Origin of the sequence: Bacillus sp. REN3 (assembly GCF_017912555.1) — a bacterium.
Classification (GTDB): Bacteria; Bacillota; Bacilli; order Bacillales; family Cytobacillaceae; genus Mesobacillus.
The window spans coordinates 1-17,382 of record NZ_JAERSD010000026.1 but is presented as its reverse complement, the minus strand read 5'-3'; the positions used below and the strand labels follow the sequence as shown (position 1 = coordinate 17,382).

Sequence of the window (17,382 nt, the reverse complement as noted above, 5' to 3'; positions counted from 1 at the left end):
TTTATTTGAAGGGGTTGAGAGAATGAATAAATTAGAAAAGTATATCCGTGAAAAATATGATGGTGCTTTTGATTGGTTCGTTGAAGTAGTAGGTGAAGTTTATCATCAGCAACGTGTCATGGAGATTATGAACAAAAAAGAATATTTGAACGGTAATCATAAGATATTGAAGAGAGCCAGTTATAAATACAATGGCAAAGAGTTTGCACCAAGAAAGATTGTATTGCAGTATGCTAAAACCTTATTAAATTTTCAAAAGGCATATCTTCTGCAGAATCCTATCACATTGACAGGGAATGAAAAGGCGGTTAAGGAATATCAAAAGGTGAATCGTAAGGGGAAATATGACCGTCTTAATTTGAAAGTGCTGGATAAGATTTTAAAATATGGACAGGTCGCTGAATATGTCTATATGGATAAGGGTGTCATTAAATCTAAGTTGATTGATAGTAGTGAGGGTTATCCAGTATATGACCATGAGAACAATCTAATTGCCTTTGTTCAAGCATATGTGAATGACGCAATAACTTATTATATTGTGTATGAGGAAGATACTGTTAGTACATATAGTAATGCAGGTGGCGAGGGAGTAAATCTAATTGAAAGGTATGCTAATCTAAGTGGGTTGCCTATTGTCTACCATAATGAAAATGAGTTATCTGAATTAGAAGGTAGAAGTGAGTTAGATGATTGGATACAGATACTTGATAGCATGGAGGACTTAATCAGTAAGTATACTGATAGTTTCTATAAGTTTATTGATCCAATCTTTATAACACAAGGGCAGACATTGAAGGGTGAAGCATTACCAAGTGAAGTAGTAGGTAAAGGGATTAACCTAGATGATGGAGCAGACGCAAAGTTTGTAAGTAATCAATTGGATTATCAATCCTTTGAAACGATTTATAAAACATTGCTGCAATCTCTATTAGATGTATCACAAACTCCTGCTGTAAGTTTAAATAAGACGGATATAAGCAACTTGTCAGAGGTAAGTATTAAGTTATTGTTCCAATTGGCAAATATAAAGGCAGGAATGAATGAACAATTTATGCGTGAAGGATTGGAGCAAAGGAACGAGAAGGTAAGGAAGTTATTAGAATACAGAGGGATTAAGGTTACAGATGATGAGTTTGAGAGTTTAGATTTAGTATTCCAGTACGCAACTCCAAGCAATGACAAGGAGATTATTGAGAATCTTAAAGAGTTGAGGGAAATGGGAGCCATTAGTTTAGAAAGTATTCTAGGACATTCTCCATATACGACTGATGTTCAGATGGAACTAGGTAAGATTGTGAGTGAGGGGAATGTTAAGGATAATAGTAAAGATGGAAATGTAGATGATAATGGGGGGTTAGTGTAAAGTAAAAATACTTGACAGTTAATCGGAAATGTAAGCGTGGCAAGTGTTTGTATTTGAGTGTAATATATCACCTGTCACGCACATGTTATTATATATATCCTTGACTAATAGGCGGTATTGTGGGTAAAATTATTGTAAACTAGATGATTTTTTAAAAACCTAACTTAATCCAGTAGTATCAATGGTTTTAAGTGGGTAGAAATCGGCTTCTGATAAAGTGCATTATGTAAACTCCGGTATAATGAATCTTATACCCCCACTATTTTAGGGTATTTGGAAGGTGTTTTTAGTCATATCAATACCCCTAATTGGAAAAATCTGCCCCTTAGCATACCATTTTACACACCCAAGAAAAAATATTGATATTTACAGGCAAATTAACCGTTTTAATCCTTACCCTTACAATCGTATTACCTTTACCCTAAAACGTTAATATCGAATAAATAGACAGTAATAAATCAATTTCAGCATGGTTCTATACCGTGCTTTTTATTTTGTACAGAAAGGAATGAATTAAATGAATAACCTTCAACGATTAGAATTAGAAACAAAAGGTATCCAATTAGAACAAGATGAACTATCCATTTACCTACAAGAAAATGACTTACAACCATTTGATGAATATGACGCACAATCAGCCACAAATAAGAAAAATATATACCGTGCTGCCTTGTCTGTCCTTGAATCAATTGCGAATAATCCTGCCAGTATGAAATCATACAAAATGGATGACATGACAGTATCAGATTTCCATGAGAATTTAATGAATCGAATTGATCAATTAGAACGGAAAATTAGAACACTAAAAACGGATGAACAATTGCAGAATGAATCTAACTTTTTTATGATGTTCTCTGATTGAGTTTATTTTTTAGAAAAGTAATTTTCAACTCTTATTACCCGACAATCAAACTACCCATTTTTATGTTACCGAGGGTCTGGGTAATTACCCGTAAGGCGGTAATCATTGCGGTAATGAAAAATACAAGCACTCGGTAATGATGCGGTAATGAGCGGGTAAGAAGGGTAATCTATTTTAAAATAATATGGACGGGAGGTTAGAACATTGTTTCAAGCCAATTCAGCCGACTTAGAATATTTATTTGAATCAGCAGGACAAAAAATATTAGTTAATGATGTAGAAAGAATTTCAGTTATTACTAATCCTGCATTAAGTGAGTTTGACCAAAAGTATATACATACTCTTGAACAGGTTTTACAAGGTGATATGGTTACGTTAGAGGGGGAGAGGTACTTAGTCATTACTGAATCCATTAGTAAACGTGGTGGAAAGTATAAAGCCCTTATGCGTCATTGTAATGTTGTGGTTGAAATAAAAAACTATACAAAACAATTAATTGGACATACAGATTTTGGTGAGCCAGTTTATGAAGATGTCTATGTTGATTCTACATATATACCTTCAATTATTGATAATAAATCATTCTCAATTGACAGTTCTTCTGCAATTCGAGTTCCAGAAAATCAGATTGTTGTAGTAATACAGGACAATAGTTACAACAGAGAAAAGTTCATGGTTAATGACACTTTTAGTTTTGAGGGTAATTATAAGGTGCTGAATAGGGATTTTACGAAAAAGGGATTATTAATTTTAACTTGTGAGAAGAGTGTCTAATTTATTCATAATTAGAAAGATAAACCTAATTATTTCCTTTTGAGTAGACAATAGGTAAAAATCATGGTATATTTTCCTTAGCAGTAAAAGTGGAAAAAAGGGTAGTGAAAAACCCTTTATTTATAAGGTTTTGGTGGTTATTTTTAGAAACCATCCCAGAAGAAGATCAACCAAATGATGCAAGCCATGAACAAACAACAAGGCAAATAATAGAGGACAGGCACTTATTCGTATGGATGGGTGCTTTTCTTTTCATTCAAAATGGAAATAACGCCCTGCACAGGCGTTATTTTTTCTTGATTGGACGGGTTGAGGCAGAATCCTCCTTTACCTTAAGCACAGAGTCGAATATTTGGTCGACGCTCTCCATCATGCCACCACGGAACAGGCGGCTCTCGCTCTTTTTGTTTTTATCCTTTTGGAATCTTTCCATTTTAGCACCTCCTAAAAAGTAGCATTGGCCAAACCAGGAAACAATAAACAGAACCGACCATGGAAGGAAACCCCATTCTTGTTGTCGAAAAAATAGATGAAGGGGGAAGGGCAATGAAGATAAAGCAATTAGATACAAAAGACTACGAATTGATCAAAGAAGCAGAAAAAGTGATTGAGAAAAATTATGAATTTGGCAGGCATCATATCGGGGCAGCGATTTCGACCGCAACAGGCACCGTTCACACAGCGGTCCATTTGGAAGCCAATGTCGGGAGGATTGCCGTGTGTGGTGAGGCAGTCGCCATCGGTAAGGCAGTATCGGAAGGGGACCGCGAGTTTCATACCATCGTCGCAGTCGCCCACCCACATCCACATGAAGACATCGAGAAATGTTGGGTGGTCGCTCCATGCGGCATGTGCCGTGAATTGATCAGCGACTATGGAGAGAATATTGACGTAATCATTCCCTATAAAGGAAAAGTCGTGAAGGTCAATATTGTGGAACTGATTCCGGAAAAATATACGAAAGCCTGAGAGTGATACGGATTTCCGTAAAAATATATGAAAGCCGGAGAGTGATACGAATTTCCTAAAATTGTGTGCATTTATTATACCCTATATGGTATTATGGTGATAATCGATTTTTAGGATAATGTACTGCATCAGAAAGGGGCTGCACAATGGCTTTTAAATCGGATTATCCAGGAGCCGCTTCAGAACACGATCCCGAATGGCTTCAGGACTACATAAATTCACAGGAGAAACGGCAATCTTTATATAAAAGAACTTTGTTCGCCGTTGTCCTGTCACAAATATTTGGTGGAGCAGGATTGGCCGCAGGAATCACGGTCGGTGCGCTGCTCGCCAGGGAAATGCTTGGGACGGACAGTGTCACCGGGCTGCCGACCGCACTTTTCACTCTCGGATCAGCCGGCGCAGCTTTAATAGTCGGCAGGCTGTCACAGCGATTCGGAAGGCGTTTTGGACTTGCATCCGGCTTTATCGCTGGAGGGATTGGCGCAATTGGTGTTGTACTTGCGGCGATTACAAACAATATCGTTTTGCTTTTTGTTTCCTTGCTTATATATGGCGCAGGAAGTGCGACTAATCTGCAGGCGCGTTATGCAGGGACAGACCTGGCAAGTGCGAAACAGCGAGCGACCGCCGTCAGTATCGCGATGGTCTCGACTACATTTGGCGCCGTTGCCGGACCCAACCTGGTCGAGGTCATGGGGGATTTCGCCATGTCGATTGGTGTTCCTGCGTTATCCGGTCCTTTCATCCTTGCGGCAGCCGCTTATATTGTGGCAGGAATCTTGCTGCTTATCTTGCTGCGTCCCGACCCTTATGTGGTAGCCAGTGCGATAGCAAAGGCTGAGCGGGAGACAATAAGCAGCAATCCAGGCTATAAGGCAGAGACTTTGAAAACAGACAGGCGTGGAATTGCCGCTGCCGCTCTCGTGATGGTTTTAACGCAATTGGTCATGGTTGCAATCATGACCATGACACCGGTGCATATGGGCAAGCACGGTCATGGACTGAGTGATGTCGGGATGATCATCGGTTTCCACATTGGTGCTATGTATTTACCATCGTTGCTAACCGGGTTCCTCGTAGATAAAATCGGAAGAACCGCAATGGCAGTGGCTTCCGGATCTACCTTGCTGGCATCGGGGCTTCTAGCAGCCTTCGCTCCCGGCGAATCCTTTATGCTTCTAAACATTGCCCTGATTCTTCTTGGCCTTGGCTGGAACTTCGGACTTATCAGCGGGACAGCCATGCTCGTGGATGCAACCAACATAGGCAACCGGGCAAAAATGCAGGGATCAATCGATGTCATGGTCGCATTATCTGGCGCATCTGGAGGAGCGCTGTCCGGCATGGTAGTCGCGCATTCTAGCTACGCTGCACTTTCATTCGGCGGCGGAGTTCTATCCCTTTTGCTTATCCCGGCAGTACTATGGTCAAGTAAAAGCAAAGAATTGAAGGCTTCGCAATCATCTTAGCGGCAGATTTACAAAGAGAGGAGCCGTCCCATATAAAAATGTGCTCACAACCTTGATGGTATGAGCACTTTTTTGCTTTTTATAACGTCTGGGTCAAGTTAATTTATAGAATTGCAAATTATGTAAGATGAATTAGCGGAAATACACACGTTTATTTAGCGGATAAACCGATTAATTCAGCAAAATGGAAAATTCCGGATTCCCCCCGTATTATCAACGCGATTTCATACGAGAAAAGTTTAAGACAGCATCGTTTTGATTTTTTCCACAACCTCTTTTGGGCTGAATGGTTTTAAAATATATTCATCCGCGCCAAGTTCTGCCCCTCTCTGAAGGTCATGCGCTTCACCCTTGGCCGAAAGCAGAATGACTGGAGTGCTTTGCGTCTTCCTTACTTCCTTGAGAACGGTGAATCCATCCTTCCCAGGCATGAGGATATCAAGGATGATTAAATCACAAGGCTCATTCAGCGCAATATCAAGCGCATCTTTCCCGTTATCGACAACATTGACGATGAAAGATTCCCGTTCCAAATATATTTTTAATAAATGGCTGATCCTGGCCTCATCTTCGGCAACTAGTATTCTTTTCCCCATCTTAGCCCCCACTGTTTTTATGCTAAGTATACACTATAGAAATGTTGTTTTCCTCTGGATTTTTAAAAACCCCTCGAATTAATGACTAATATAAACAACTTATATGGAATTTATTCATACTATACCTATATGAATTATATAAATTGGAATCGAGGTGCACAAAAATGGGCAGAGAGTTTATCTCTTTATTTGATGACTGGGCGGAATTTTATGATGAAACTGTCGCGGGGCATGATAGGGAATATGCTGAGGTGTTCGAGCATTACGAGCATATTCTTGAGCAAGTCGCACTGAAATCTGAGGGAATCGTGCTCGAATTTGGTGTTGGAACGGGCAATCTGACTGAAAAACTGTTAAAATTAGGGCGTGTAGTGTATGGAGTGGAACCTTCACCTGCCATGAGAGCAAAAGCTGGCCAGCGCTTAAAGAGTTTTAATCTATTGGAGGGGGATTTCCTGAACTTCCCGCAGCTGCCTGGAAGTGTCGACACCATTGTCAGCACCTATGCTTTCCACCACCTGACTGATGAAGAAAAGAATCAGGCGATTAACCTTTATAGCAAGCTGCTTAGAGATTGCGGCCGGATTGTGTTTGCTGATACCGCTTTTATCAATGAAGAAGACCGGCAGGAACGGCATCGCCTCGTCAAGGAGCAAGGATTTGAAAACTTGCTTGCGGATTTGCGCCGTGAATATTACTCCACACTCAAGGTACTGAAAGAGATTTTTCATAGGAATGGATTCAACGTACGCTTCGAGAAGCTGAATAGATATGTTTGGCTGATGGAAGCGGAGAAAAACAGGGAGTGAACAAGAATGAAGGTTGGAATTATCGGAGCGATGGACGAAGAAGTGGAATTGCTGCGCAGCAAAATCGACGATAGAGAGACGATTACGATTGCTGGCAGTGAGTTTTATAAGGGGAGTATCGATGGCATTGATGTGGTCCTTCTCAAATCAGGGATAGGAAAAGTGAACGCAGCGATGGGGACAACTTTGCTGATTGAAAAGTTCCAGCCTGATACGATCATCAATACAGGTTCTGCAGGCGGCTTCCATAATGCATTGAATGTCGGAGATGTGGTCATCTCCACAGAGGTCCGCCATCACGATGTCGATGTTACGGTTTTTGGTTATGAATTCGGGCAGGTTCCAAGGATGCCGGCATATTACGCGCCGGATGAAAAATTAGTTGAAATCGCGGAAAGGAACGCGGAAAAAATTGATGGCATCCAGGTGGCAAAAGGCCTGATCGCATCCGGCGATTCCTTCATGAATGACCCTGAAAGAGTAGAATCTATAAGATCGAAACTGCCGGAATTATATGCCGCTGAAATGGAAGCAGCAGCCATAGCCCAAGTTGCCTATCAATTTGGTGTCCCTTTTGTCGTGATCCGGTCGTTATCGGATATTGCCGGGAAAGATGCAAACTTGTCTTTTGATCAATTTTTACAGACAGCTGCAAAAAATTCTGCTGAATTAATCTTATTCATGTTAGAGGAGCTGAAGAAAAATGGTTAAAAAAATGAATGTCGAAAGCTTTAATCTGGATCATACAAAAGTGGCGGCTCCGTATGTCCGCCTAGCGGGAACAACCCAGGGTGCGAATGGGGATGTCATCCACAAATACGATATCCGTTTCTGCCAGCCGAACAAAGAGCATATGGAAATGCCAGGTCTACATTCCCTTGAGCATTTGATGGCTGAGAATATCCGCAATCATCACGACAGGGTCGTTGACATCAGTCCAATGGGCTGCCAGACAGGTTTCTATCTTTCTGTCATCAATCACGATAACTATGACGAAATCCTCGATGTGTTGGAAAAAACCTTGAATGATGTTCTTGAAGCTGAAGAGGTGCCGGCGTGCAACGAAGTTCAATGCGGCTGGGCAGCAAGCCACAGTCTTGAAGGCGCAAAGGAGATAGCGTCGAAAATGCTGGCGAAAAAGGATGAGTGGCGGCAGGTGTTTGCTGAATAGATTGTTAAAGTCTCCACAACTAATTGGCTAAACACACGGGAGGAGCTGGCCAATTATCGAATCCCATACGGAGACCCTCACTAATCGAAATTGCGCCAGGTTTTGCCAGCTCCCCGTCAGTGCTTAATTGACACTTCAACCATCTGGCTGGTAAGCGGACACAACTCAAATGCTGAACGAATATGATCAATTGAAATGGTGTATGGCATGGACATACGCCATTTTTTCATGCTTTTTTAAATGGAAAGTATCCCTTTAAATGGCTAAAAAAAGCGGTTTTTGCGCTAAATAGTTCATTTTTTCGCTAAATAAGAATGCTTGGACGCTCAATTAACCTTTCCATCCGCTAAATTATTTTTCCAAAACGCTAAATCAACAATCCAGGACATTATCAGCCACCTATTTTTAAAACATAATCTGAAGAAATGATACTGGCTTTGATATCGAACAGAAAAAAACGAAAAGTGCGGCCATAACCAAGCACAACTAAACAAGCCGACAGCCTATGCTCCAAAGGACTTTCAACGAAAAAAGCTTCCTGAACCAAAAATCAATCACCGGTGCAGCGATATCCGAGTAAAGGGGCATCCATCATCTATTTAATAAATCTTCCCTATTTTACAAATATTTGATAAACTATTTAAGCATTTGAGGGTTAGGGGAGATGGATATGAGCGTTTTCAAAGATTTGATGTGGTATTTCAAGGCGGAGAAGAAAGCTTATTTGACAGGGATTTTTCTGCTGCTTCTCGTTTCCCTGTTTACGCTTGTACCGCCTAAGGTGATTGGGATTGTGGTTGATGAGATTACCGAAGGAACGCTGACAGGAAGCTCACTTTCAAAATGGATTGCTGCACTGGCTGTATCAGGGCTTATGATGTATACGCTCCGTTATTACTGGCGAATCATGATATTTGGTTCTGCGGTGAAATTGTCACGCCTGTTACGGAATCGGCTATATGCACATTTCACGAGCATGTCACAGTCTTTTTACCAGAAAAGAAGGACGGGCGACTTGATGGCGCACGCGACGAATGACCTTTCGGCAATCCAGCAGACGGCTGGAGGCGGGGTGCTGACATTTGTCGATTCTGTTTCCACTGGCGGATTTGTGATCATCACGATGGCTGCCACCATCAGTTGGAAACTGACGTTGATCGCCTTGATCCCAATGCCATTCATGGCGATCCTGACGAATTGGTATGGGACAATGCTGCACAAGCGTTTCCGAAAAGCTCAGGAGGCTTTCTCTGACCTGAATGATAAAACACAGGAAAGCATCAACGGTATAAAAGTCATCAAGACTTTTGGACAGGAAAAGGAAGAGATTGAAGATTTCCGCAGGCAATCCGAAGATGTTGTCAACAAGAACATCGCTGTAGCGAAGATTGATTCCCTATATGATCCGACCATTTCCATCATTGTCGGGATCTCTTTTTTCCTTTCCATCACATTTGGATCAAAATATGTCTTGAATGGAGAGTTGACAATCGGACAACTCGTTTCGTTCACGGCATATTTGGGGCTGCTGATCTGGCCGATGCTTGCCTTTGGCTGGTTTTTTAATATCGTTGAACGCGGGCGTGCTTCTTATGACCGGGTTTCGGCCCTGCTCAATGAAAAGATTGAGATCATTGATAAGCCGGATGCGCTTGATGTTGTTCCAAATGGGGACATCGTTTATAAAATCGGCCGCTTTCATTACCCAAATGAGCCAATCCCAGTCTTATCAGATATCTCGTTTGAACTAGATAAAGGACAGACGCTAGGGATTGCGGGGAAGACGGGCTCTGGAAAAACAGCGCTCCTGAAGCTTTTGATTCGCGAATTCGACTTGCATGATGGCAGCATCATGATTGGAGGAAAAAACATCCAAGATTATAGGATGGAACGGTTAAGAGAGGCGATTGGATATGTTCCACAGGATCACTTCCTTTTTTCAGCGACGGTAATGGAAAATATCGCGTTCGCCAATCCTGATGCAAGTGAAGAAACTGTGTTTGAGGCTGCAAAAATCGCCAATATCCACGATGACATTCTCGAATTCACGGATGGCTATCAGACCGTTGTCGGCGAAAGAGGAGTATCGCTATCCGGCGGACAGAAGCAGCGGATCTCGATTGCCCGCGCCCTCGTGATGAATCCGGAAATCCTTGTACTGGATGATTCACTCTCAGCCGTGGATGCAAAGACAGAAGAACAAATCTTATCAGCATTGAAAGAAAACCGGAAAGATAAAACGACGATTATCACTGCGCATCGATTGAGTGCCATTCACCATGCCGATCTCATCATTGTCCTTGAAAACGGGCAGATTTCAGAGAGAGGCACGCATAATCAATTAATGGAGAAGGATGGCTGGTACAAAGATATGTATTTAAGGCAGCAGCTTGAAGAGCTTGTGGAGCAGGGAGGGTGAATGATGGATAAAACGACTGTATTGGATGCGAAGGAGCAGCGGACCGTCTTGTTCAGGCTGCTTGCATACGCATTGCCACATAAAGGGACGATCGTTGTTGCCTTCATCTTCCTGCTGCTTTCGACCGTAGGCGATGTCCTGGGGCCAATCCTCGTAAAAATTTTTATCGATGATTACCTCAGGGAAGGCTATTTGCCATTCAAGCCATTGTTCATGCTGGGAGCTGCATATCTGGGGATTCATATCCTCAATGTGTTCATTTCTTATTTCCAGCTGTTGAAGTTCCAGGAAATAGCCTTGAAGATCATCCAGCAAATGAGAATCGATGTTTTTTCCAAGGTGCAGAAATTGGGGATGAGGTATTTTGATAAAACCCCTGCTGGCTCCCTCGTTTCGAGAGTCACAAACGATACCGAAGCGATCAAGGATATGTTCGTCAGTGTCATAGCGACCTTTATCCAGAGCGGATTCATGCTTGTGGGGATATTCATTGCGATGTTTTTCCTTAATGTAAAACTTGCGGCATTTACGATGCTGATTTTGCCGCTGATTGTCTTTATCATGAGCATGTATCGTAAACTTAGTTCGAAATTTTACCAGGATATGCGGGAACGGCTGAGCCAGCTGAACGCGAAACTCAGCGAATCATTGCAAGGAATGGCGGTCATCCAGTTGTTCCGGCAGGAGGAGAGGCTGAAGAAGGAGTTCGGTGAAATCAATGATAAGCATTATGAAGCGGGCATGAAAAATATCAAGGCAGACGGCCTGCTGCTCCGTCCGGCCGTAGATCTAGTCTATACACTTGCCTTAATCATCGTTCTTAGCTTTTTCGGGATCACATCCTTCGAAAGTCCGATCGAGATTGGCGTTCTTTACGCTTTCATTAATTACTTGGACCGTTTTTTCGAACCTGTCAACAATATGATGATGCGCCTTTCCATGTACCAACAGGCGATTGTCGCAGCGTCACGGGTTTTCAAACTGCTGGATGAAACAGAGCTAGCGCCGGAACAGGCAGGATTTGCAGAGAAGATCACTGAAGGCAAAATCGAATTCCGGAATGTCAGCTTTTCATACGACGGGAAGCGTGATGTCCTGAGGAATATCAGCTTCACTGTGGATCCCGGCAAGACGCTCGCATTTGTCGGGCATACCGGCAGCGGCAAAAGCTCCATCATCAATTTGCTGATGCGCTTTTATGAATTCGAACGAGGAGATATTTTAATCGATGATAGATCCATCAAGGATTATCCTATCACTGAACTGCGTCAGAAAATGGGGCTTGTCCTTCAGGATGCCTTCCTCTTCTTTGGCTCCGTTGCGGACAATATCAGGCTCCATGACAATAAAATCACGGAAGAAGAGATCAAAAAGGCCGCTGAGTTCGTCCAGGCGGACAGTTTCATTGAAAAGCTTGAAGAAGGATATAGCCATAGGGTAACGGAGCGGGGGTCCACGTTTTCCAGCGGCCAAAGGCAACTGATCGCCTTTGCGAGGACAATCGCAGCAAACCCGAAGATTCTTGTGCTCGATGAGGCGACCGCTAATATCGATACCGAAACAGAAGAAGCGATTCAGACGGCGCTCTCAAAAATGAGGAAAGGCAGGACGACAATCGCTATCGCCCACAGGCTCTCGACAATCCAGGATGCTGACCTGATCCTCGTGCTCCACCATGGTGAAATCATCGAACGGGGGACACACCAGGAGCTGCTTGCTGAACAAGGACTTTATCACAAAATGTATCTTCTCCAGAATGGTTCGGCAGAAAAACTGGAAGATGCAGTCGGATAAAAATAAAGACAGCTAGACGCGAGTGCGTTTAGCTGTTTTCATTGGGCTTGTGCTTTTTTGATATATGACCGGTTATATTCGTTCAATAATTCGTCAAGCTCCTGGCTGTGGTGGATGGCAATGGAAGAATTCAAGCCATTTTTCGAAGCAATCATGATCAGTTCTTCGCGTTTTTTCTCAATGAGAGCAATCAATTCTTGTTTAGACAAAGCAAAAATTCCTTTCATGAGTTTTATCTTGGCAGCTGTTAAAAATGCATATATGTAAATTCATTATAAATATAGAAATTATTTCAAGTTGCTATATTAGTATATAGCATACACTGCCAAATATCAAAAGAAAGATTTGTAAAAAATTTACCTGTTTGGGTCCGGTTTTTTACGTTATTCATGGTTCGAATATTTTTTTAGAAATTGTTCACAGCTTAAGTATCATGATTTAAAAAAAGTTTGATAGAATGGGAACAAATCGACTTATCACAGGAGATGTAACCATGACGGATATTAACATATTCCTGGCTCTAGGTGCCGGGTTCCTTAGTTTTATTTCACCATGCTGCCTTCCTTTGTATCCTGCTTTCCTTTCTTACATAACTGGAATGTCAGTTGGCGAACTGAAAAGCGAGAATGTGATGCTGCAAAGAAGGAGCATGCTTCATACCCTGTTCTTCCTGCTTGGCTTCTCAGTCATTTTTATCGCGATTGGCTTCGGCACATCATTCGTTGGGCAGTTTTTTATCCAGTATCAAGATCTAATCCGCCAGCTCGGTGCGATTTTCATCATTGCTTTTGGTCTGATGGTCATCGGCTTCTTCAACCCGCAATTTTTAATGAAAGACCGGAAATTCGAATTCAAGAACCGTCCATCAGGATACTTCGGTTCCATCCTGATTGGGATGGCCTTCGCTGCCGGATGGACTCCTTGCACAGGGCCAATCCTTGCTTCTGTCATCCTGCTGGCAGGTTCGAACCCTGGTTCCGGAATGCTGTATATGATTGCCTATACACTCGGATTCGCAATCCCTTTCCTCATCCTGTCTTTCTTCATAGGAAAAATGCAATGGATCCGCAGGAACAATGCCAGGATTCTCAAAATTGGCGGCTATATCATGATAATCGTCGGAGCCATGCTGTTCTTCGACTGGATGACAAAGCTGATTTCGCTGCTGTCCATGTTATTCGGTGACTTCACTGGATTTTGAAGCCAATATATCGTTCGAGACGACTGGAAGATATATGTCCATATTAATGGTTTTTTCCAGTAGCTAATTTTACCATGGGAGAACTTTATCGCTACCCTTGCGTTGAAAATGTAATGGAAATATAGTTATATTGTAATAGAAGTAACAGACTTGTTCGGTTACCCCGGGAGGACCACCAATGGCTAGAATTCTGATAGTGGATGATGCAAGATTCATGAGGATTACTTTAACCAATATTTTAAGAAAAGCCGATCACGAGATTGTTGGAGAAGCAGAGAATGGGCTTGAAGCAATTCAGCTGTTTCGTGAGCTGAACCCAGATTTGGTAACAATGGATATCACGATGCCTGAAATGAACGGCCTTGATGCCGTGAAGGAAATCAGGCGGGAATTCAACGATGCTAAAATCATCATGTGTTCAGCGATGGGCCAGCAAAAAATGGTCGTCGATGCAATCGAGGCAGGAGCGAAGGATTTTATCGTCAAGCCTTTCGATGAATCTCAAGTGATCGATTCCGTTTCAAGGGTATTAAGATAAAAATCCAGCCATTTAGACTTTCTTAAATGGCTGTTTTTCATTATAATGATAGTGGAAATCTATAAGCGGGGAATGAAGAAGTGAATGAATTATGTTCTGGCATCTACTGTTGGAGCCATAGGCATGGCCATTTTCGTCACCTTTATGAGGATGAAAGCAGCTAAGAAACCGGCAAGCGCAAAAAAGATCATCTTGCCGCCAATCTTCATGAGCACAGGAGCACTCATGTTCATCTTCCCGATGTTCAGGGTACATTTCTTGCAAGTAATCGAGGCATTGACTGTGGGAATGTTGTTCTCGATCCTGCTGATCAAAACCTCAAAATTCGAAATCCGTGATCAGCAAATTTACCTGAAAAGATCGAAAGCTTTTGTTTTTATCCTGATTGGCCTTCTTGCTATCCGGGTCGCTGCCAAGCTTGTATTGAGCAGTTCCATCGATGTCGGGGAGCTGAGCGGCATGTTCTGGATCCTTGCGTTCGGCATGATAGTTCCCTGGAGGGTCGCGATGTACCGTGAATACCGCAAGCTCGAAAAAGAACTGTATATAGGTCCTGAAATCCGAATTTGATCTAATCATGAATCCTTGTCTTTTTAGGCGAGGATTTTTTTATTGGAAGGTTTTTTCTGTATTGCTTCTGTTTAGTAGTCTGAAAGAGACGTTTTATGACCTAACGGATAAGAGAACAATTAGAGTCCCTTTTTAACCTTCGATGAGCCTGGTCGGAAAGCCTTTTTTAAATCTGGGTCCACTGTAAAATATGCTATGCCATGCCAGCTAATCTTCATGGTATAATGGAAAAATGAAACCATGTGATTGGTGTTAAAAGGATGGTATTTATGGCAGAGGAAAATATTACGAGACTTAATATAGATGGAAAAGAATATATCTTGATTGGAACGGCACACGTTTCGAAGCACAGTGCAGAACAGGTAAAAGAGGTCATCGAAGCTGAGCGGCCAGATTCAGTCTGCGTGGAATTGGATGAACAGCGTTATCAAACCATCACTGAAGGCAGCAAGTGGAAGGAGATGGATATCGTCCAGGTCATCAAGCAGAAGAAAGCGTCCTTGTTATTGATGAACCTGGCAATCTCTTCTTTCCAAAATCGGATGGCAAAAGAGCTTGGTATCAAGGCTGGGCAGGAAATGATCCAGGGTATTGAATCCGCAAAAGAAGTCGGAGCAGAACTGGTACTCGCCGATCGAAACATCCAAATCACCTTCTCAAGGATTTGGGGCAACCTGGGATTCAAAGGAAAGACCATTCTGCTAAGCCAAATCATTACCAGCATTTTCAGCCATGACAGCATTTCTGAAGAAGAACTGGAAAAGCTGAAGGAACAGGATACAATCAACGCAATGCTGAATGAGTTCACCGAGACTTTTCCCCGTCTGAAGAAACCATTGATCGACGAGCGCGATCAATACCTTGCACAAAAGATCAAGGACGCGCCAGGGGAAAAAGTCGTCGCAGTACTTGGCGCGGCACACGTCCCGGGAATCACAAAGGAAATCGAAAAGGAACAGGATATGGCTCGCTTGACTGCACTCCCGCCCAAATCCAATCTTCCTAAAATCATTGGCTGGAGCATTCCGGCATTGATCGTTGGGTTGATAGTCTATACGTTCATTACCAATCCATCAGCGGGATTTAACCAGACGCTGAGCTGGATTTTATGGACAGGAACTCTTTCGGCACTTGGAGCGGCCATTGCCATGGGCCACCCGTTTACGATCGGCACTGCATTTGTTGTCGCACCGATGACCGCACTGCACCCTTTGCTTGCAGCCGGCTGGTTCGCAGGGCTGGCACAGGCGTACATCCGCCGGCCAAGTGTTAGAGACTTCGAAACGCTTTCAGAAGATGTTTTTACAGTGAAAGGATTCTGGCGCAACAAGGTAAGCCGCATTTTGCTGATCGTCGTATTATGCAACATCGGTGCTTCCTTCGGGACGTTCATTGGCGGCGCAGATATCATCAAAACATTTTTTCAGAATTTCTAAAGTAGAATGATAAGGATGGAACTCTTTGTGGTTCCATCCTTTTTTGATTGGATCATTCGAAGATAATGATAAAAACCACTTTTAGAAGAATCCCTGAATAAATCGCATCAGGGCCATGGGGTGATATGGACAGGGACGGATTGTAAAAGTCGGATTGGATAAAGCTATTGATTTTAGAATATCTCCTACCCATGTTCTTTTTACAGATGCTTGGAGGGCATTTATGATAAAAAGGAATTGATTTAAATATTAGATGGTAAAGAACGTGTTCTTGGCATATATCATATTCAAAATGTGAATAGTTATCATAGAAGTTAGATGGGCTGGATAAACCAATTTAATGGACTAGCAATAAATTACCTCTACTATTATTTGAGTTGGTTTCAATTCTTAGACCAAATCAGGCATCGAGATGGCAACTTAACAGTTAGCAAGATGCTGTTGAAAGTCGCCTGTTCTCAATGTGTGTTACCTATGATAAGTTTATATTATCAGAATTTTCCGAATGGATAATCTATAAGGAGGAGAAATGGTTGAGTGAAAAATTAATAAGAGTTGGTACAATATATATCCCGGTTTCAAATATTGAACTTTCCTCAGAATGGTATGTGAACAAATTGGGGGCTGAATTGAGTTATAAAGATGAAGATAAAGCGATACTTAACCTTGCAAATCAAAGCATATTTCTTGTAAAGTCTAATGGAAATCAAAGCTCGAATTTTAATGATATTCACGGCGAAGAACGCTTTTCATTAACATTTGAAGTCAACGGGTTAAGTGCTTTAGAAGCTATACATAAGGATTTTATCGAAAAAAATATTAAAGTTGGAGAAATTGAAAACAGAGGACACTCTGGAAGAAACTTTGTTTTCTATGATTTAAATGGAAATATATTTGATGTTTGGAGCGAATTGAGCCAAATCTTTAAGAAAAATATTTAAATTCAAATTGAAAAGAGAACTCATTTGAGTTCTCTTTTATTATAAAAATCAACATTATCCTATAACATAGCAAATAAAAAAGGGATTCTATTACCTCCTGTTGAATTTGAAAAATAATAGAATTTGAGGCAGGGGAAGGGTTAAAAGGTAGCGCAAGAACGGAATGCGCTCCCTTTGGGTAAGGCAGAAGGGTTAAAAGGTAGCGCAAGAGCCGTATGCACTCCCTTTTGAGGCAGCAGAAGGGTTAAAAGGTAGCGCAAGAGCCGTATGCACTCCCTTTTGAGGTAGCGGAAGGGTTAAAAGGTAGCGCAAGAGCCGTATGCACTCCCTTTTGAGGCAGCGGAAGGGTTAAAAGGTAGCGCAAGAGCCGTATGCACTCCCTTTTGAGGCAGCGGAAGGGTTAAAAGGTAGCGCAAGAGCCGTATGCACTCCCTTTTGAGGCAGCGGAAGGGTTAAAAGGTAGCGCA

At 42.2% G+C, this 17,382-nt stretch carries 18 protein-coding genes and 1 pseudogene; 16 read left to right on the top strand and 3 right to left on the bottom strand.

Annotated features, from left to right (window positions below):
* Positions 1-22 precede the first annotated feature (22 nt).
* From JJQ88_RS17960 to JJQ88_RS17950, 3 genes are all read left to right on the top strand, one after another.
* Entirely contained in the window at positions 23-1,363 is a 1,341-nt protein-coding gene (locus JJQ88_RS17960) for a phage portal protein (RefSeq protein WP_210367421.1), read from the top strand.
* A 517-nt stretch (positions 1,364-1,880) separates the two neighbouring features.
* The gene (locus JJQ88_RS17955; protein ID WP_210367420.1) at positions 1,881-2,225 is read left to right on the top strand and encodes a hypothetical protein; all 345 of its coding nucleotides are present in this window, start codon (positions 1,881-1,883) and stop codon (positions 2,223-2,225) included.
* Positions 2,226-2,429: 204 nt separating this feature from the next.
* Complete coding sequence (locus tag JJQ88_RS17950; RefSeq protein WP_210367419.1) at positions 2,430-2,999, top strand: hypothetical protein; 570 nt, start codon at positions 2,430-2,432, stop codon at positions 2,997-2,999.
* Positions 3,000-3,285: 286 nt separating this feature from the next.
* On the opposite strand, the gene JJQ88_RS17945 is transcribed toward JJQ88_RS17950, so the two are convergent.
* Entirely contained in the window at positions 3,286-3,432 is a 147-nt protein-coding gene (locus JJQ88_RS17945; RefSeq protein ID WP_210367418.1) for a hypothetical protein, read from the bottom strand.
* Positions 3,433-3,545: 113 nt separating this feature from the next.
* Here JJQ88_RS17945 and JJQ88_RS17940 point away from each other — a divergent pair, with 113 nt between their 5' ends.
* Both JJQ88_RS17940 and JJQ88_RS17935 read left to right on the top strand, forming a co-directional pair.
* Positions 3,546-3,968 carry a cytidine deaminase gene (locus tag JJQ88_RS17940; protein ID WP_210367417.1) on the top strand — a complete coding sequence of 141 codons (423 nt, stop codon included), beginning with the start codon at positions 3,546-3,548 and terminating at the stop codon, positions 3,966-3,968.
* Between the two features lie 146 nt (positions 3,969-4,114).
* Complete coding sequence (locus JJQ88_RS17935) at positions 4,115-5,440, top strand: MFS transporter (protein ID WP_210367416.1); 1,326 nt, start codon at positions 4,115-4,117, stop codon at positions 5,438-5,440.
* A gap of 239 nt (positions 5,441-5,679) precedes the next feature.
* On the opposite strand, the gene JJQ88_RS17930 is transcribed toward JJQ88_RS17935, so the two are convergent.
* Positions 5,680-6,036 carry a response regulator transcription factor gene (locus JJQ88_RS17930; RefSeq protein ID WP_210367415.1) on the bottom strand — a complete coding sequence of 119 codons (357 nt, stop codon included), beginning with the start codon at positions 6,034-6,036 and terminating at the stop codon, positions 5,680-5,682.
* Positions 6,037-6,200: 164 nt separating this feature from the next.
* Between JJQ88_RS17930 and JJQ88_RS17925 the strand changes: the two genes are divergently transcribed.
* From JJQ88_RS17925 to JJQ88_RS17905, 5 genes are all read left to right on the top strand, one after another.
* Positions 6,201-6,845: a class I SAM-dependent methyltransferase gene (locus JJQ88_RS17925; RefSeq protein WP_210367414.1), complete on the top strand. Its 645-nt coding sequence runs from the start codon at positions 6,201-6,203 to the stop codon at positions 6,843-6,845.
* A gap of 6 nt (positions 6,846-6,851) precedes the next feature.
* Positions 6,852-7,556, top strand: a complete 705-nt coding sequence (mtnN, locus tag JJQ88_RS17920; RefSeq protein WP_210367413.1) for a 5'-methylthioadenosine/S-adenosylhomocysteine nucleosidase — start codon at positions 6,852-6,854, stop codon at positions 7,554-7,556.
* Positions 7,549-8,016 carry an S-ribosylhomocysteine lyase gene (locus tag JJQ88_RS17915; RefSeq protein WP_210367412.1) on the top strand — a complete coding sequence of 156 codons (468 nt, stop codon included), beginning with the start codon at positions 7,549-7,551 and terminating at the stop codon, positions 8,014-8,016. Before mtnN ends, JJQ88_RS17915 begins: the two co-directional genes overlap by 8 nt.
* A 670-nt stretch (positions 8,017-8,686) precedes the next feature.
* On the top strand, positions 8,687-10,435 hold the full coding sequence (locus JJQ88_RS17910) for an ABC transporter ATP-binding protein (RefSeq protein WP_210367411.1): 1,749 nt from the start codon (positions 8,687-8,689) through the stop codon (positions 10,433-10,435).
* Between the two features lie 3 nt (positions 10,436-10,438).
* Positions 10,439-12,229, top strand: coding sequence for an ABC transporter ATP-binding protein (locus tag JJQ88_RS17905; RefSeq protein ID WP_210367410.1), 1,791 nt, complete (start codon positions 10,439-10,441; stop codon positions 12,227-12,229).
* Between the two features lie 38 nt (positions 12,230-12,267).
* On the opposite strand, the gene JJQ88_RS17900 is transcribed toward JJQ88_RS17905, so the two are convergent.
* Positions 12,268-12,438: an aspartyl-phosphate phosphatase Spo0E family protein gene (locus tag JJQ88_RS17900; RefSeq protein ID WP_210367409.1), complete on the bottom strand. Its 171-nt coding sequence runs from the start codon at positions 12,436-12,438 to the stop codon at positions 12,268-12,270.
* Between the two features lie 284 nt (positions 12,439-12,722).
* Here JJQ88_RS17900 and JJQ88_RS17895 point away from each other — a divergent pair, with 284 nt between their 5' ends.
* The 6 genes and pseudogenes from JJQ88_RS17895 (at position 12,723) to JJQ88_RS17875 (ending at position 16,915) form a co-directional block, all read left to right on the top strand.
* Positions 12,723-13,430 (top strand): cytochrome c biogenesis CcdA family protein, encoded by a 708-nt coding sequence (locus tag JJQ88_RS17895; protein ID WP_210367408.1) that lies wholly within the window; start codon positions 12,723-12,725, stop codon positions 13,428-13,430.
* Positions 13,431-13,608: 178 nt separating this feature from the next.
* Positions 13,609-13,968, top strand: a complete 360-nt coding sequence (locus tag JJQ88_RS17890) for a response regulator (protein WP_210367407.1) — start codon at positions 13,609-13,611, stop codon at positions 13,966-13,968.
* 84 nt (positions 13,969-14,052) lie between these two features.
* Positions 14,053-14,538 (top strand): CcdC family protein, encoded by a 486-nt coding sequence (locus JJQ88_RS17885; RefSeq protein WP_210367406.1) that lies wholly within the window; start codon positions 14,053-14,055, stop codon positions 14,536-14,538.
* A 269-nt stretch (positions 14,539-14,807) separates the two neighbouring features.
* Positions 14,808-15,974 carry a TraB/GumN family protein gene (locus JJQ88_RS17880; protein WP_210367405.1) on the top strand — a complete coding sequence of 389 codons (1,167 nt, stop codon included), beginning with the start codon at positions 14,808-14,810 and terminating at the stop codon, positions 15,972-15,974.
* 127 nt (positions 15,975-16,101) lie between these two features.
* A pseudogene (locus tag JJQ88_RS21330) lies at positions 16,102-16,480 on the top strand (IS1595 family transposase); the annotation flags it as partial.
* Between the two features lie 27 nt (positions 16,481-16,507).
* A complete protein-coding gene (locus JJQ88_RS17875; protein ID WP_210367404.1) occupies positions 16,508-16,915 on the top strand; it encodes a VOC family protein in 408 nt (135 codons plus the stop codon).
* Positions 16,916-17,382 lie beyond the last annotated feature (467 nt).

Excerpts from the sequence above, each read along its gene's own strand:
- JJQ88_RS17960 (WP_210367421.1), top strand. The coding sequence starts at position 23 with ATGAATAAATTAGAAAAGTATATCCGTGAAAAATATGATGGTGCTTTT.
- JJQ88_RS17955 (WP_210367420.1), top strand. The coding sequence starts at position 1,881 with ATGAATAACCTTCAACGATTAGAATTAGAAACAAAAGGTATCCAATTA.
- JJQ88_RS17945 (WP_210367418.1), bottom strand. The coding sequence starts at position 3,432 with ATGGAAAGATTCCAAAAGGATAAAAACAAAAAGAGCGAGAGCCGCCTG.
- JJQ88_RS17940 (WP_210367417.1), top strand. The coding sequence starts at position 3,546 with ATGAAGATAAAGCAATTAGATACAAAAGACTACGAATTGATCAAAGAA.
- JJQ88_RS17935 (WP_210367416.1), top strand. The coding sequence starts at position 4,115 with ATGGCTTTTAAATCGGATTATCCAGGAGCCGCTTCAGAACACGATCCC.
- JJQ88_RS17930 (WP_210367415.1), bottom strand. The coding sequence starts at position 6,036 with ATGGGGAAAAGAATACTAGTTGCCGAAGATGAGGCCAGGATCAGCCAT.
- JJQ88_RS17925 (WP_210367414.1), top strand. The coding sequence starts at position 6,201 with ATGGGCAGAGAGTTTATCTCTTTATTTGATGACTGGGCGGAATTTTAT.
- mtnN (WP_210367413.1), top strand. The coding sequence starts at position 6,852 with ATGAAGGTTGGAATTATCGGAGCGATGGACGAAGAAGTGGAATTGCTG.
- JJQ88_RS17915 (WP_210367412.1), top strand. The coding sequence starts at position 7,549 with ATGGTTAAAAAAATGAATGTCGAAAGCTTTAATCTGGATCATACAAAA.
- JJQ88_RS17910 (WP_210367411.1), top strand. The coding sequence starts at position 8,687 with ATGAGCGTTTTCAAAGATTTGATGTGGTATTTCAAGGCGGAGAAGAAA.
- JJQ88_RS17905 (WP_210367410.1), top strand. The coding sequence starts at position 10,439 with ATGGATAAAACGACTGTATTGGATGCGAAGGAGCAGCGGACCGTCTTG.
- JJQ88_RS17895 (WP_210367408.1), top strand. The coding sequence starts at position 12,723 with ATGACGGATATTAACATATTCCTGGCTCTAGGTGCCGGGTTCCTTAGT.
- JJQ88_RS17890 (WP_210367407.1), top strand. The coding sequence starts at position 13,609 with ATGGCTAGAATTCTGATAGTGGATGATGCAAGATTCATGAGGATTACT.
- JJQ88_RS17885 (WP_210367406.1), top strand. The coding sequence starts at position 14,053 with ATGAATTATGTTCTGGCATCTACTGTTGGAGCCATAGGCATGGCCATT.
- JJQ88_RS17880 (WP_210367405.1), top strand. The coding sequence starts at position 14,808 with ATGGCAGAGGAAAATATTACGAGACTTAATATAGATGGAAAAGAATAT.